Genomic DNA, 14,258 nt, shown 5'->3' on the forward strand with positions numbered 1-14,258 from the left:
CGACGAACGACGCCAGCTGGCGTCGTTCGTGGAAACAGCGATCAGGCAACACTCAGCCGCGCGCGTCGGCCTGGGCCAGTGCATTGCGCAGGATTTCCTTCGCTGGGCCGCCATGCTTTTCGTGCTCAAGCGCGAAATGCACGGTGGCTTCGATCAGGCCGATGTGCGCGCCGCAATCGAAACGGCGACCTTCGAAACGGAAGGCATCGACCTGCTCTTCCTTCAGCAACTCGGCAATCGCATCGGTGAGCTGGATTTCGCCGCCCGCGCCTGCACCGGTGGCTTCGAGCAGGTCGAAGATCTTGTGGCTCAGCACGTAACGACCGACCACGGCCAGATTGCTCGGCGCGACTTCCGGCTTGGGCTTTTCGACGATCGCGTTGATGCGGCCCTTGCGGCCGTCGAACGCGTCGGTGGAAACGATGCCGTAGCTGGCGGTCTTGTCGTGCGGCACGTCTTCCACGGCGATCACGCTGCCGCCCGAGGCTTCGGCCACATTGGCCATCTGGGTCAGCGCGGCATCGCCGCGGTTCCACATCAAATCGTCCGGCAGCAACACCGCGAACGGCTCGTCACCGACAACGGCCTTGGCACACAACACCGCATGGCCCAGGCCGAGCGCCTCTGCCTGCGTGACAAAAATGGCGCGAACGCCCTCGGGCAATGCATGGCGCACCAGCTCCAGCTGCTCCAGCTTGCCTGCGCGCTCCAGCTTCTGCTCGAGCTCATAGGCTTTGTCGAAGTAGTCGGCAATGGAGTGCTTGTAGCGGTTGGTAACGAAGATCAGCGTATCGCAACCAGCCTGGATGGCTTCGTCGACGGCGTACTGGATCAATGGCTTGTCGATGATTGGCAGCATTTCTTTCGGCACTGTCTTGGTTGCCGGAAGAAAGCGGGTCCCAAGACCTGCGACGGGGAATACGGCCTTGCGAATACGCTGGCTCATTACAGTCTTCTGACCTCACGTGCGGGGAATGGAACGACCGTATCAGATCGCGCGTCGACTTTCCGTCGAGCAGCCGCGAAATCCGGCATCAGGCTACCCAATACAGTCTCCATCGCGTTGATGTCATAGCGGTTAACGGCCTCACGCAAGCGCGTCACCAGTTGCAGCACCTGCTCATGCGAGAACTCGCGCACACCGGCTTCCAGAATCTTAGGGTGCGCGGTGGGACGATAGTCTTCGTCGGAATAGAACAGCGTCTCATGCAGCTTCTCGCCCGGCCGCAGGCCGGTATAGAGAATCGCCACGTCCTTGCCCGGCTGCTTGCCGGCCAGACGGATCATCTGCTCGGCAAGCAAGCGAATCGGCACCGGCTCGCCCATGTCCAGCGTATAGATCGCACCATGCGATGCAGATGCAGCCGCCTGGATGACCAACTGGCAGGCTTCGGGGATGGTCATGAAGTAACGCGTGACATCCGGATGCGTCACGGTCACCGGCCCGCCCTGGCGGATCTGTTCGCGGAACAACGGCACCACGCTGCCGGCCGAATCCAGCACGTTGCCGAAGCGCACCGTGATGAAGCGCGTCGGCGCATCGCGCGCGTCAAGGCTCTGGCAGATCATTTCTGCATAGCGCTTGCTTGCGCCCAGCACATTGACCGGCTCGACCGCCTTGTCGGTGGAAATGAAGACGAACGTCTCGATACGTGCCCGCTGGCAGGCGCGCGCCACGTTCTCGGTCGCCAGCACGTTGTTGCGCACCGCCTCGCGCAACTGCTCTTCCAGCAACGGCACCTGCTTGTACGCAGCCGCATGGAAGACCGCGTCCGGCGTGGCAGTATTCAACGCATGCGCCACGACCGCCGGGTCGCCGCAATCGCCTAACACGCGCACCACTTCGATATCCGGAAACAGCCGGCGCAGATCCGAGTCGATGGTCAGTAGCGCCAGCTCGTCGATTTCCAGCAGCACGATCCGGCGCGCGCCATGGCGTGCGCACTGGCGGCAGACTTCCGAACCGATCGAACCGCCGGCGCCGGTCACCATCACGGTCTTGTTGGTCAGCCAGTCGCGGATCAGGCGCCAATCGGGCGTGACCGGCTTGCGGTTGAGCAGGTCCTCGATCGCGACCTCCTTCAACTCGCCCGGCAAGGAGCGCCCCTCCAGCACGTTGATCAACTTGGGCACCATGCGGAACGGCAGGCCGGTGCTTTCGCAAATCGCCACCACGCGCTGCATGCCGGAGGCATCCAGCGATGGGATCGCGATCACCAGCAATTTGGCAGCGGTCTCTTTGGCGATCGCGGCGGCCTGGTCCAGATTGCCCAGCACATTGAGGCCCTGGATCTTGGCGCCATGCAGGTTACTGGCATCGTCCAGATAGCCAATCGGCACAAACGCGCCGGTACGGCGAAGATCGCGCACCAACCCTTCGGCGGCGCGCCCGGCGCCGAGGATCAGCACGCGCTGCCCCGCATCACCGGAATGCGCGATCTGGTAGTCCTTCCAAGCGCGATACAGCAGACGCGGCGTACCCAGCATGGCCGACAACGCAAAGGGATAGACCACCAGCACCGACAGCGGCACGCCATCCAGACGGTCGTACGCCAACGCCAGCACGATCGCGACCAATCCGAGAAAACTCGACTTGAAGATGTTCCACAGGTCCGGCACCGAGGCGAAGCGCCACAACCCGCGATACAACCCCATCTTCCAGAACACCAGGCCCTGCGCCACCAGCACCACCGCGGTGCGCCAGTCCCACAGCGGCAGATCCGGCGCGTCGCGTAGCATCGAGTAGCGGCCGGCATGCAGGAGCTGCCAGCATACCCACACCATCAGCAGATCATGTACCACGACCGCTATCTGCGGCAGGGCCTTGGTCAAACGGTCACGCCAGGAAATCATAAAAGTCCATTAGTCAGGAATTGCGCAATCCATCGCGCAGAAAATGCCAGATTGCAGTGGTGCCCATGCCCCATGCCAGCGCGCCGGACACCTGCAGCCAGAACGGATCATGACGGATTAACAGGTACAAGCAGACGGCAATGAGGCTGAAAGCGAAATAAACGCACGTTACCGGGACGTGCGTCTCAAGATGGCGCGCCAGACGTTGATAGACGTGCTGGGCATGCGGCTCCCACCAGCGTTGCCCGGAAAGCATGCGAGCAAGCAGTGTGAAGCCGGCGTCTACAAGAAAGACCGTCAACGGGAACCAGCTGATCCACCAGCTCACCTGACCACCCGCTACGTTCAGCGCCAATAGCGCCGCCAGTACATAGCCGAGCGCACCGCTGCCGCCATCGCCCATGAAGATGCGTGCACGTGGGAAATTGAACGGCACAAACCCAAGGCACGCCGCTGCAACCGCCAGACCTGCCCACGACCAACCGGCAGGCGCCACCAGCGAGAATCCGAGCGCGGCCAACGCCGCCTGGGTGCTGGCCAGCCCATTGATGCCATCCATGAAATTCCAGACATTGATCAATACCACGGACGCAGCGGCAGTCAGCAATCCATCCCACACGCTGCCCGTGTCATGCCAAACCAAGGCGCCCAATGCCGCCGAAGCGGCCAGGTGAATCGAAAACCGCAGCCTTGCCGAAAGCGGACGATGATCGTCCCACCACCCTACGCCGGCCACGGCGATCAGGCCCGCTGCGAACCAGCAGACCGTCAGCCGCGACGTCGGCCACAGCGCGCAAGCTGCAACGCAGCCCAGCAAGATCGCCGCCACAATTGCCATACCGCCGCCGCGCGGGGTAGCGACCACGTGGCTACGCCGTTCACCGGGATGATCGAGCAGGCGGCGGTGCAAGGCATAGCGCCGCAGCCCCCAGGTCCCCAGTGCCGCGACCAGCAGGTGCAGCGCGCACCACAGCCACGCCATCAGACCACCGCGTAGTTCAACAGCGGTTTGACCGTACCCCATTCCTTGCAGCTCGGGCATTGCCAATGATGCGTCTTGGCACCGAAGCCGCAGCGCGTGCATCGGTAGCTCGGATTGCGCACTAGCAATTGGTCGGTGATGTGCTTGAGGTCCTGCAAGGTGCCGACCGGGTCGCTTCCCTCGGCCAGGGTGAGATCGATCAACGCCGACTCACCACGCACCGACGGCCGATCCTTGAGCTGGCGGCCAAGATAGGCCAGCGCAGGCGCGACGCCATCCTGGGCTTCCATCAACTGGGTCAGCGCCAGCACCGGAGCGATGCCGCGATAGTGCTCGGTCATCTCCGACAGGAAGTTGCGCGCCCCAGCGATATCGCCGACCCGTCGATACGCGGCCATCAATGCAGGAATGATCTCGGGCAGGTATTCCGGATCATGCCGGGCCGCCCGTTCGAAAGCGCGCACTGCCGCTTCGTCGTGACCGCGCTCGGCTTCGATGCGCCCTTCCAGAATGCCGGCGCGCACGGAGGTGCCATCGGCCTGGTAGGCACGTGCGATGGCTTGTAGCGCATCGTCGGTCTTGCCCAGGCCGCGATAGCGATCAGCCAGTTCGCATTCGAATTGCGAGATCAGTTTGCCCATCGGCTCGCCGGTCACTTCTTCATAGCGGGTGGCGTTGTCGATCGCCTTTTCCCAATCGCGCTCGGCCTGATAGATGCCGATCAGATGGCGCAGCGCCTGCGGCGCACGCTGGTCCAGTTGCGCCAACTCGGTAAAGACCGTTTCGGCACGATCCAGCAGACCCGACTTCATGTAGTCCTCGCCGAGCGCCAGCAGAGCCTGGACGCGCTGCTGATCGGTCAGGTCGCCACGCTGCACCAGGCCCTGGTGCAGGCGGATCGCACGGTCCACTTCACCACGGCGACGGAACAGATGCCCCAACGCGACCTGGGTCTCGAAGGTTTCCTTATCCAGTTCGGCGATATGCAAGAACAGCTCGATCGCCTTGTCCGGCTGCTCGTTGAGCAGATAGTTCAACCCACGGAAATAAGTACTGGAAAGACGACTGACCTGCGTGTCGCCATGGCGTTGGCCGCCACGACGGCCCACGATCCAGCCACCTAGCGCAGCCAGCGGCACGAACAGGAAGAACCAGATCCACTCGGTCAGAAAGTCCATACGTCGTTACAGTCCATCGATGGGGCGCGGCTCGACGGTCGCAGGCGTGACAGGCCTGGCGTCGGCGCGACTGACCGCAACAGCCTTGTTGGCCTGGCGCAGTTTGGAATAGAGGGGAATGACCACACTGACCAGCACCATGCCGGCACCGATCAACACACCGACCAGCAGCGCGACGATGATCGCGACGCCTGAACTGGTATGCACGCTGGAGAACAGGAAGTCGAGCGTGACGTCTTGGGAATTGACCGCACCGATGATCAGACCGACCAACAGGAAGGCCAACATCACCAGCAAGCGAAGCACCTTCATGGCGAGACTCCGTCGGGAAGCAGACTAGCTTAACCGAGACGACATAAACGCAGCGCCAGACGGGCTTCAGTCAGCCGTATCGACCACATCCACGGGCACCACGGAGCTGACCCGCTCACGCAATTCCTTGCCCGGCTTGAAGTGAGGAACATGCTTGCCCGGCAGCGCGACCGACTCGCCGGTCTTGGGATTACGTCCCAGACGTGGCGGACGGTAATGCAGCGAAAAACTGCCGAACCCGCGAATTTCGATCCGATCGCCATCGGAGAGCGCCTGCCCCATCATTTCCAGCAGCGACTTCACTGCCAGATCCACGTCGTCCGACTTCAGATGCGCTTGGCGTCGCGCCAGGATTTCAATCAATTCGGACTTGGTCATGGGAAGACTTGCTTTTTTCGACTGACACATCGGAATCGGCCCGGGCAAGCCCGGGCCGATCCATTACGCTCTTGCGAGCGCTACGCGCTTACTCGGACTTGTTGTTGTTCAACTGTGCACGCAGCAGCGCGCCCAGCTGAGTCATGCCGCCCGACGCGGAGGCGGACTGGTAGTCCTCCAACGTTTCGCGCATTTCGGCATCGTCCTTGGCCTTGATCGACAGCTGCAGGGTGCGGCCCTTACGGTCCATGCCCACGAACTTGGCTTCGATCTTGTCGCCGACCTTCAGGTGCTGAGTGGCGTCGTCGACGCGCTCGTTGGCGATGTCGCGTGCAGCGACGTAGCCTTCGATGCCATCGGCCAGGTCGATCGTGGCGCCCTTGGCATCCACTTCACGCACCACGCCTTCGACCTTCGAGCCCTTCGGGTTGGACGCCATGTACTGACCGAACGGGTCCTGCTCCAGCTGCTTGACGCCCAGGCTGATGCGCTCGCGCTCCGGATCGACTGCCAGCACCACGGCTTCCAGCGTGTCGCCCTTCTTGTAGTTGCGCACGACATCTTCGCCGGTGGTGTTCCAGCTGATGTCGGACAGATGCACCAGACCGTCGATGCCGCCGTCCAGACCGATGAAGATGCCGAAGTCGGTGATCGACTTGATCTGACCGGACACCTTGTCGTTCTTCTTGTGGGTGGCAGCGAAGGTTTCCCACGGATTGGCGGCAACCTGCTTCATGCCCAGCGAGATACGGCGACGCTCCTCGTCCACGTCCAGGACCATGACTTCGACTTCGTCACCGACCTGCACGACCTTGGACGGGTTGACGTTCTTGTTGGTCCAATCCATTTCCGACACGTGCACCAGGCCTTCGACGCCCGGCTCGATCTCGACGAACGCGCCGTAATCGGTGACGTTGGAGACCTTGCCGAACACGCGGCTGTTGGCCGGGTAACGACGCGCGATGTTGTCCCACGGATCTTCGCCCAGCTGCTTCAGGCCGAGGCTGACGCGGTTACGCTCGCGATCGAACTTCAGCACGCGCACGTCCAGCTCGTCGCCGACGTTGACCACTTCGGACGGATGGCGCACGCGCTTCCAGGCCATGTCGGTGATGTGCAGCAGGCCGTCGATACCGCCCAGGTCCACGAACGCGCCGTAGTCGGTCAGGTTCTTGACGACACCCTTCAGGATCGCGCCTTCCTGCAGCTTGTCCATCAGCTGCTCGCGCTCTTCCGAGTGCTCGCTTTCGACCACTGCACGACGCGAGACAACGACGTTGTTGCGCTTGCGGTCAAGCTTGATCAGCTTGAACTCGAGTTCCTTGCCTTCCAGGTAGGCCGGGTCGCGCACCGGGCGCACATCCACCAGCGAACCGGGCAGGAACGCGCGGACATCCTTGATGTCCACGGTGAAACCACCCTTGACCTTGCCGCTGATGCGGCCGGTGATGGTTTCGTTCTTTTCCAACGCTTCTTCGAGCTCGTCCCACACCATCGCGCGCTTGGCCTTCTCGCGCGACAACACGGTTTCGCCGAAGCCGTTCTCGATGGAATCGAGGGCGACCTTGACCTGGTCGCCTACGCCGACATCGATCTCGCCAGCGTCGTTACGGAACTGCTCGATCGGCACGATGCCTTCGGACTTCAGGCCAGCGTTGATCACCACCACGTCGCCGCGGACTTCCACGACGGTACCGGTGACGATGGAGCCCGGCTTCAGCTTCGCCAGATTGGCTTGGCTGGCTTCGAACAGTTCTGCAAAAGATTCTGTCATTTGAATTTACTCAGTTGAACACACGGGCGCCGATTGTCGGGGTGCGACAGATGCGAACCGCCCAGCCTGTTGGTCGACTCCGGAAAGCGAGTCGGTTGGAAGTCATAGAACCGCCACGCAGGATGCGCGACGGAGCTTTGGAACGCCTTACGGTCGGCGGGACAAACCCGCTTGCCAAACGCTTACGACGGCGCACGGTCTGCGAGCAACCCGACCACACGCTGGACGACATCTTCGATTCCCATTCCGCTGGTATCGATCAGCACGGCGTCTTCGGCCGGCCGCAATGGCGCCACCACCCGCTGCGCATCACGGGCATCACGGGCCATGATCTCGCGCAGCAGGTCGTCAAAGATAACCGAAACACCCTTTTCCATCAACTGTTTATGGCGACGGCCCGCACGTTCTTCGGCACTGGCGGTCAGAAACACTTTGTAGGCCGCATCGGGGAAGATCACCGTGCCCATGTCGCGCCCGTCGGCAACCAGGCCGGGGGCGCGCCTGAATGCGCGTTGGCGCTCTTTCAGGGCGCTGCGCACCTCGGGAATGGCGGCAATGGCCGAGGCCAGCGCGCCCGTAGTTTCCAGGCGCAGCTCACTGGTCGCATCTGCGCCATTGACCAGCACGCGCAGCCCTGCCTCGCCCGCATCGTCGAATTCCACCCTGGTGTCGAAGGTGCAACGCACCAGCGCTGCCGGGTCGGAGACATCCAGGTCGGCCCAGCTCGCCGCCACACCCACCGCGCGATACAGTGCACCCGAATCGAGGTAATGCCAGCCCAGCCGGGCGGCCACGATCCGGCTCACGGTGCCCTTACCGGCACCGGAAGGGCCATCGATGGTGAGAACGGGCGACAGGTCGGTCATTCAGGTTTCCGGAAGGTCATCAGCGCGTAGTGTAGCGCCGCTCGCAGCGATCGCGCTGCAACCACTTGAAAGCACGACGAAAAGCCGGTTAGAATCGCCGGCTTAATTCCGGGTGCACCCTCGACCGTGGGCACTCTTCCATCGAATCCAACCGTTTACGCCGAGGTGTGCCATGAAAGTCCTGTCCTCCCTGAAGTCTGCGAAGACCCGTCACCGCGACTGCAAGGTGGTCCGCCGCCGCGGTAAGGTCTTCGTGATCTGCAAGTCGAACCCGCGTTTCAAGGCGCGTCAGCGCTAAGCCTTCGCGGCGCGTGCAAGACCCGAGAAAGCCGCCTCCGGGCGGTTTTTTCTTGGCCGCTGCTTCATCGTGGTTGCATACGGATCTACGCCGGCCTGCCCACGCAGGACATCGCCGTCCCTGGGCCGGGGCGCCCGGGCAATCGCGGCCCGTCAGGTCAGCCGTGTCGCAACAGCGCCTGTCGTCGTTTTTTGCTGTAATCACCATCTGAAATCTTGTCCACTGGGGAGTAGATGACATGCGTAACCGTTTGTTTGTGATGCCGCCGGTCGTACTGACAATCGCGCTGATGGGGATCAGTGCCGTCGCTTCGGCCGATACATTGCTGGTCGACCGCGCACAGCAGAAGCCTGCCGCTGCCCTGCCCTTGCGCGGCGAGAGCATGAGCCAGGTCGAAGGCCGCTACGGCGCGCCACAGGAAAAGCTCGACCCACGTGGCGGCCAGAAGCGCCAGTGGCCGACCATCCATCGCTGGGTGTATCCGGCCTTCACCGTGTACTTCGAAAAGAGCAAGGTGATCGACGTGGTGGCCAACAAGGCCGATGCCAACGAGATTGGGCCCAAGCCGCCGATCCGCTGAGGCGTCGGTGACGGCTCGACCGGAGGTTTCGGCATCCGGTCTTCGCACGCCGGCCGTCACGATTCGCATCGCAAGGTGCACCGGGTCCGTCAGCAGCCGGACATGCGTTGCTGCGATGCTGTTACAAGGCCGGCGCGGCGATCGGCGACTGGATTGCAAGAGCCCGCATCCACGTGCGGGATATCGATGAACGAGCGGGCGATGGCCTGCACACCAAGATGAGTATTTGCCTGGCATGACCGACCGTCTTCGCTTTCCCGCCGAGTGGGAACCCCAATCCGCCGTGTTGCTCGCGTGGCCGCATGCCGGCACCGATTGGGCCGAGCGCCTGGCCGACGTGGAAGAGACCTATATTGCGCTGGTCACGGCGATCTCCCGCTTCGAGCCGGTGGTCATCTGCGTGGCCGACGACGACCTGCAGATCTATGCCGAGGCGCGGCTGCGTTCGGCGCGGGTGGAGATGACGCGCGTGCGCTTCGTGATCGCCGCGTACAACGACACCTGGCTGCGCGATTCGGGCCCGATCACGCTGCGCCAGGAAGCCGGCTTCCGGTTGATGGATTTCCGTTTCACCGGTTGGGGCGGCAAGTTCGAAGCCAGCCTGGACGATCAGTTGGTGAGTTCGCTGGATGCCGCGCAAGTGTTCGTGCCGGCGCAGGTGGAGACCATCGACTTCGCGCTGGAAGGTGGCGCCATCGAGACCGATGGTGCCGGCACCCTGCTGACCACCTGGAAGTGCCTGCATGAGCGGCATCCGCAGCGCACGCGCGAATCGCTCAGCAGCGATCTGGCCACGTGGCTGGCGCAAGAGCGCGTGCTGTGGCTGGATCACGGCTACCTGGAAGGCGACGATACCGACGCGCATATCGACACGCTGGCGCGCTTTGCCGGCCCGGATGCGATCGTTTATCAGGGCTGCGACGTGCCCGGCGATTCGCATTACGTCGAACTGCAGGCGATGGGGGCCGAACTGGCCGCGCTGCGCAGGGCCGACGGGCAGCCATATCGGCTGTTTGTGCTGCCGTGGGCACAGCCCATCCTCGATGAAGGCCGCCGGTTGGCTGCGTCGTATGCCAATTTCCTGATCGTCAACGGCGCAGTGCTGATGCCGGCCTATGGCGATGCGGCCGATGCAACCGCGCAGGCGGTGCTGGCGCAGGCATTCCCGCAGCACGAGATCGTGCCGGTGCCGTGCCGTGCGCTGATCTGGCAGAACGGCAGCCTGCATTGCCTGACCATGCAATTGCCGGCCGGCCTGCTCGCGGCCTAAGCGCAGTTGCGAACCTCGCCTGCGTCGCGGCCGCACAGACCGCGCGCGGCTTCCTGTTCCGGCCGGCAGGCCGGTGTTACGCCATGGCGCGCTACCTTAGTGCGCCACTTACGTTGGATGCTGCCATGACCCGTCATCTCCTTCCCGTCGCGCTGATCCAGGAGCGCAACCACGGCGACGCCGAGGCCAACCTGGCCGTCATCGCATCGCGCGTGGCCGAAGCCGCCGCGCAGGGCGCCAAGCTGGTGCTGTTGCAGGAACTGCACAACGGTGCGTATTTTTGCCAGCACGAGTCGGTGGACGAGTTCAACCTGGCCGAGCCGATTCCCGGCCCCAGCACCGAGCGCTTGAGCGCGCTGGCCAAGCAGCACGGCGTGGTGCTGGTCGCCTCGCTGTTCGAGCGCCGCGCGGCCGGCCTGTATCACAACACCGCGGTGGTGTTCGAAAAGGACGGCCGGCTGCTCGGCAAGTACCGCAAGATGCACATCCCCGACGATCCGGGCTTCTACGAGAAGTTCTATTTCACTCCGGGCGATCTGGGCTTCACGCCGATCGATACCTCGGTGGGCCGCCTGGGCGTGCTGGTGTGCTGGGACCAGTGGTATCCGGAAGCGGCGCGCCTGATGGCGCTGGCCGGTGCGGAACTGCTGCTCTACCCCACGGCGATTGGCTGGGATCCGGACGACCAGCAGGCCGAGCAGGAGCGCCAGCGCGATGCCTGGATCCTCAGCCATCGCGGCCATGCGGTCGCCAACGGCGTGCCGGTGCTGTCGTGCAACCGGGTCGGCCATGAGCCCTCGCCGCTGGGCGCCTCGGGCATCCAGTTCTGGGGCAACAGCCATGTGCTGGGGCCGCAGGGCGAGTTCATTGCCGAAGCCGGCCAGGATCCGACCGTGCTGATCTGCGATGTCGACCTGCAACGCAGCGAACATGTGCGCCGCATCTGGCCGTTTTTGCGCGACCGTCGCATCGATGCGTACGGCGATCTGCTCAAGCGCTACATCGACTGACGCATGCCATTGGAGCTGCGTGCAGTCCGCGATGCGGACATCCCGGCGATCACTGCGATTTATGCCGAGCAGATCGCCGGGGTCAATACCTACGAATACAACGCGCCATCGCTCGATGAAATGCGCGCGCGGGTAAGCGCGATCGTGGATGCAGGCTACCCCTATCTGGTGGCAGAGCTCGATGGCGTGGTCGCGGGCTATGCCTATGCCAGCGCATTTCGCGCGCGCGCCGGATATCGCTGGACGGTGGAGAACTCGATCTACCTGGCCAGCGCGATGCAGGGCCGCGGCATCGGCAAAGCCCTGCTGGGCGAGCTGATCGCGGTGTGCGAGCAGCGCGGCTTCCGCCAGATGATCGCGGTGATTGGCGATGCCGGCAATCTGGCATCGCGACACTTGCATGAACGTTTTGGATTTCGCACGGTCGGAGTCTTCAACGGAATTGGCCGCAAACACGGTCGCTGGCTGGACGGCGTGCAGATGCAACGCGCGCTCAGCTCCGGCGACACCGCCCCTCCTTCTGATGAAAAGCCCCATGACTGAGCAGCCCCCCCACGTTCTGGACGATGCGCTGTCCGGCCAGCCGCATCGCATCGTCGAACGCGACGGCGTGCGCTATACCTTGCTCGGCACCGCGCACGTGTCGCTGGCGAGCGTTGCCGCCGTGCAACGGGCGATTGGCAGCGGGCGTTACGACGCGGTAGCGGTGGAACTGGACGCGCAGCGCCTGCAGGCGCTCAGCGATCCCGACGCCCTCGCCCGCCTGGATCTGGTGCAGGTGATCCGCAAGGGCCGTGTGGCCTTGTTCGCCGCGAATCTGGCGCTTGCCGCGTACCAGCGCCGCCTGGCCAAACAACTGGGCATCGAACCGGGCGCGGAATTGAAGGAGGCGGTGAACCTGGCACGCGCGCAGGGCTTGCCGGTGCATCTGATCGATCGCGAGGTTGGCCTGACCTTCAAACGTGCGTCCGGGCGGCTGGGGTTTTTCGGCAAGATGAAACTGGCCGGGGGATTGCTCGGCGGCCTGTTCGCTGCCGATGAGGTGGGCGAGGAGGAAATCGAAAAGCTCAAGCAAGGCGACATGCTCGAGGCAAGCTTCGGCGACTTCGCCAGCGAAAGTCCGGAGCTGTACGAGACGGTGATTGCCGAGCGCGACCAATACATGGCCACGCGTCTGCGCGAAGAAGTCGGCGCAGAGCAGCGCGAGATCTTGGCGGTGGTTGGCGCCGGACATCTGGCCGGACTTGCGCGCCATCTGGAACAGGACACCGCCGCGCCCGGCCCGCTGCGCGAATCGCTGGAATACGTGCAGCAGCGCAAGCGTATTCCGTGGATCACGCTGAGCATCCTGGCGGTCATCATCACCGGCATCGGCATCGGGTTCTGGCGTGGCGGCCTGAGCATGGGCGCGGACCTGTTGATGCAGTGGGCCATGTATACCGGCGGCATGGCCGCGCTCGGCTGCTTGCTGGCCGGTAGCCACCCGTTGAGCATTCTCACCGCCGCGGTCGTCGCGCCGTTCAAGCCATTTCGCCTGAGCGTGCCGACCGGTGCATTCGCCGCGTTGGTCGAAGTGCATATGCGAAAGCCGGCCTACGGCGACTTTCTGTCATTGCGCGACGACGCGCAGACGCTGCGCGGCTGGTACCGCAACCGCGTCTCGCGGGTGGTGCTGACATTTCTGCTGACCAATTTCGGCAGCATGGCCGGTGTGTGGCTGGCCGGGGTGCAAATCTTCAATCGTCTGCACGGGTGAGTACTGCGGCACTGAAGCCGCCAGCTCCAGACCGTTCGTCGGAGTGCACCCGGGCCAATAGGCCTTACGGTAAATCCCATCGCGCCCGGGTGCGCTCCTACGGCATCCGGTTGCTTGCCGGATGCTCCGGCGCAAGCTGCAGGCGTACCCACACACCATAGTGATCCGATGCCCAGCGGCCTTCGGCATAAGGCGCCTCGAACAGGATGCGGGCTTCGCGGGCCAGCAGTCGGTTCTGCTGGAAAAACACATGGTCGATGCGTGCAGGCCTGTCGAAGATGTGCATGTTCAAGGTGCTGACCGTGGCGTCGCTATTGCGATGCACGCTGCCGTAGCTGTCGCCGTAGCCCTTGCGTAGCGCTTGCAGATCGAGCGTATCGGCGGCGGTATTGAAATCGCCGGCGATCACCACCGGCGCCTGCGCGCTGTTGGAGGCGATGAAGTCCAGCAGATCGGCCACCTGGCGCGTGCGTATGCCGGCACCGCGTGCGTCGGCGCGTTCGTTGAGATGGGTGACGTAGATGTTGACCGGCTGGCCATCGACATCCACCTGCAGATGCGCGGCGACACGGTAATCGTCCAGCGGCTGCAGCAGGCGCTGGTGGGTGGCCAGCACTTTGCGGCGACTCAGCAACGCATTGCCGTAGCGTTTGGGTGCGCCGACCGGATCGACCGAGGCGAAGGTGTAGTCGTAACCGAGCTTGCGCGCGAGCCAGGCGGCCTGGTTTTCCACGCTGCCGCGGCGCTCGATCACTTCCTGCAACGCAATCACGTCCGGCGCCAGTCGCTTGAGTTCCCTGGCGATATAAGCGCGTCGTGCCGGCCAGTCATCGCGATCGTGGTGCAGGTTGAGCGTGACAAGGGTCATTTCACGCGACGCTGTGGCGGATGACTGCACGGTGTTCGCTACTTGCTCACGATTGCCGCGCTGCACGGAGGGAACGCCCTGCCCGGCCTGCACGCCAGTGGAGAACAGCAGCAGTGCAACCCACATGAGCAGC

At 63.6% G+C, this 14,258-nt stretch carries 15 protein-coding genes; 6 read left to right on the plus strand and 9 right to left on the minus strand.

Annotated features, from left to right (window positions below; all coding sequences use genetic code 11):
- Positions 1-52: 52 nt before the first annotated feature.
- From galU to cmk, 8 genes are all read right to left on the minus strand, one after another.
- Positions 53-946 carry a UTP--glucose-1-phosphate uridylyltransferase GalU gene (galU, locus tag ACCQ15_RS11570; RefSeq protein WP_372380590.1) on the minus strand — a complete coding sequence of 298 codons (894 nt, stop codon included), beginning with the start codon at positions 944-946 and terminating at the stop codon, positions 53-55.
- A complete protein-coding gene (locus ACCQ15_RS11575; RefSeq protein WP_011347661.1) occupies positions 946-2,853 on the minus strand; it encodes a polysaccharide biosynthesis protein in 1,908 nt (635 codons plus the stop codon). Before ACCQ15_RS11575 ends, galU begins: the two co-directional genes overlap by 1 nt.
- A gap of 13 nt (positions 2,854-2,866) precedes the next feature.
- Positions 2,867-3,835, minus strand: coding sequence for an MraY family glycosyltransferase (locus tag ACCQ15_RS11580; protein WP_011347662.1), 969 nt, complete (start codon positions 3,833-3,835; stop codon positions 2,867-2,869).
- On the minus strand, positions 3,835-5,013 hold the full coding sequence (gene lapB / locus ACCQ15_RS11585) for a lipopolysaccharide assembly protein LapB (RefSeq protein WP_003489647.1): 1,179 nt from the start codon (positions 5,011-5,013) through the stop codon (positions 3,835-3,837). Before lapB ends, ACCQ15_RS11580 begins: the two co-directional genes overlap by 1 nt.
- 6 nt (positions 5,014-5,019) lie before the next feature.
- The gene (locus ACCQ15_RS11590) at positions 5,020-5,325 is read right to left on the minus strand and encodes a lipopolysaccharide assembly protein LapA domain-containing protein (RefSeq protein WP_003489650.1); all 306 of its coding nucleotides are present in this window, start codon (positions 5,323-5,325) and stop codon (positions 5,020-5,022) included.
- Positions 5,326-5,391: 66 nt separating this feature from the next.
- The gene (locus ACCQ15_RS11595) at positions 5,392-5,703 is read right to left on the minus strand and encodes an integration host factor subunit beta (protein ID WP_008572387.1); all 312 of its coding nucleotides are present in this window, start codon (positions 5,701-5,703) and stop codon (positions 5,392-5,394) included.
- Positions 5,704-5,791: 88 nt separating this feature from the next.
- Positions 5,792-7,477, minus strand: a complete 1,686-nt coding sequence (gene rpsA, locus ACCQ15_RS11600; protein WP_003489652.1) for a 30S ribosomal protein S1 — start codon at positions 7,475-7,477, stop codon at positions 5,792-5,794.
- 182 nt (positions 7,478-7,659) lie between these two features.
- Positions 7,660-8,343 carry a (d)CMP kinase gene (gene cmk / locus ACCQ15_RS11605; protein ID WP_008572390.1) on the minus strand — a complete coding sequence of 228 codons (684 nt, stop codon included), beginning with the start codon at positions 8,341-8,343 and terminating at the stop codon, positions 7,660-7,662.
- A 172-nt stretch (positions 8,344-8,515) separates the two neighbouring features.
- Here cmk and ykgO point away from each other — a divergent pair, with 172 nt between their 5' ends.
- From ykgO to ACCQ15_RS11635, 6 genes are all read left to right on the plus strand, one after another.
- On the plus strand, positions 8,516-8,641 hold the full coding sequence (ykgO, locus tag ACCQ15_RS11610) for a type B 50S ribosomal protein L36 (protein ID WP_005913193.1): 126 nt from the start codon (positions 8,516-8,518) through the stop codon (positions 8,639-8,641).
- A gap of 238 nt (positions 8,642-8,879) precedes the next feature.
- On the plus strand, positions 8,880-9,221 hold the full coding sequence (locus ACCQ15_RS11615; RefSeq protein ID WP_007970129.1) for a hypothetical protein: 342 nt from the start codon (positions 8,880-8,882) through the stop codon (positions 9,219-9,221).
- A gap of 235 nt (positions 9,222-9,456) precedes the next feature.
- Positions 9,457-10,491 carry an agmatine deiminase family protein gene (locus ACCQ15_RS11620; protein WP_218488430.1) on the plus strand — a complete coding sequence of 345 codons (1,035 nt, stop codon included), beginning with the start codon at positions 9,457-9,459 and terminating at the stop codon, positions 10,489-10,491.
- Between the two features lie 125 nt (positions 10,492-10,616).
- On the plus strand, positions 10,617-11,501 hold the full coding sequence (locus ACCQ15_RS11625; RefSeq protein WP_011347668.1) for a carbon-nitrogen hydrolase: 885 nt from the start codon (positions 10,617-10,619) through the stop codon (positions 11,499-11,501).
- Positions 11,502-11,504: 3 nt separating this feature from the next.
- Positions 11,505-12,044: a GNAT family N-acetyltransferase gene (locus ACCQ15_RS11630; RefSeq protein ID WP_011347669.1), complete on the plus strand. Its 540-nt coding sequence runs from the start codon at positions 11,505-11,507 to the stop codon at positions 12,042-12,044.
- Positions 12,025-13,257, plus strand: a complete 1,233-nt coding sequence (locus ACCQ15_RS11635; protein WP_372380591.1) for a TraB/GumN family protein — start codon at positions 12,025-12,027, stop codon at positions 13,255-13,257. Before ACCQ15_RS11630 ends, ACCQ15_RS11635 begins: the two co-directional genes overlap by 20 nt.
- A 97-nt stretch (positions 13,258-13,354) precedes the next feature.
- Here ACCQ15_RS11635 and ACCQ15_RS11640 read toward each other — a convergent pair whose 3' ends face one another.
- Positions 13,355-14,251 carry an endonuclease/exonuclease/phosphatase family protein gene (locus tag ACCQ15_RS11640; RefSeq protein WP_372380592.1) on the minus strand — a complete coding sequence of 299 codons (897 nt, stop codon included), beginning with the start codon at positions 14,249-14,251 and terminating at the stop codon, positions 13,355-13,357.
- Between the last annotated feature and the right edge of the window lie 7 nt (positions 14,252-14,258).

This window comes from Xanthomonas sp. NCPPB 1754, assembly GCF_041475725.2.
Taxonomy (GTDB): domain Bacteria; phylum Pseudomonadota; class Gammaproteobacteria; order Xanthomonadales; family Xanthomonadaceae; genus Xanthomonas; species Xanthomonas euvesicatoria.

Excerpts from the sequence above, each read along its gene's own strand:
- ACCQ15_RS11580 (WP_011347662.1), bottom strand. The coding sequence starts at position 3,835 with ATGGCGTGGCTGTGGTGCGCGCTGCACCTGCTGGTCGCGGCACTGGGG.
- ACCQ15_RS11640 (WP_372380592.1), bottom strand. The coding sequence starts at position 14,251 with ATGTGGGTTGCACTGCTGCTGTTCTCCACTGGCGTGCAGGCCGGGCAG.
- rpsA (WP_003489652.1), bottom strand. The coding sequence starts at position 7,477 with ATGACAGAATCTTTTGCAGAACTGTTCGAAGCCAGCCAAGCCAATCTG.
- ACCQ15_RS11635 (WP_372380591.1), top strand. The coding sequence starts at position 12,025 with ATGAAAAGCCCCATGACTGAGCAGCCCCCCCACGTTCTGGACGATGCG.
- ACCQ15_RS11595 (WP_008572387.1), bottom strand. The coding sequence starts at position 5,703 with ATGACCAAGTCCGAATTGATTGAAATCCTGGCGCGACGCCAAGCGCAT.
- ACCQ15_RS11620 (WP_218488430.1), top strand. The coding sequence starts at position 9,457 with ATGACCGACCGTCTTCGCTTTCCCGCCGAGTGGGAACCCCAATCCGCC.
- ACCQ15_RS11630 (WP_011347669.1), top strand. The coding sequence starts at position 11,505 with ATGCCATTGGAGCTGCGTGCAGTCCGCGATGCGGACATCCCGGCGATC.
- ACCQ15_RS11615 (WP_007970129.1), top strand. The coding sequence starts at position 8,880 with ATGCGTAACCGTTTGTTTGTGATGCCGCCGGTCGTACTGACAATCGCG.
- ACCQ15_RS11625 (WP_011347668.1), top strand. The coding sequence starts at position 10,617 with ATGACCCGTCATCTCCTTCCCGTCGCGCTGATCCAGGAGCGCAACCAC.
- galU (WP_372380590.1), bottom strand. The coding sequence starts at position 946 with ATGAGCCAGCGTATTCGCAAGGCCGTATTCCCCGTCGCAGGTCTTGGG.
- lapB (WP_003489647.1), bottom strand. The coding sequence starts at position 5,013 with ATGGACTTTCTGACCGAGTGGATCTGGTTCTTCCTGTTCGTGCCGCTG.
- ACCQ15_RS11590 (WP_003489650.1), bottom strand. The coding sequence starts at position 5,325 with ATGAAGGTGCTTCGCTTGCTGGTGATGTTGGCCTTCCTGTTGGTCGGT.
- ykgO (WP_005913193.1), top strand. The coding sequence starts at position 8,516 with ATGAAAGTCCTGTCCTCCCTGAAGTCTGCGAAGACCCGTCACCGCGAC.
- cmk (WP_008572390.1), bottom strand. The coding sequence starts at position 8,343 with ATGACCGACCTGTCGCCCGTTCTCACCATCGATGGCCCTTCCGGTGCC.
- ACCQ15_RS11575 (WP_011347661.1), bottom strand. The coding sequence starts at position 2,853 with ATGATTTCCTGGCGTGACCGTTTGACCAAGGCCCTGCCGCAGATAGCG.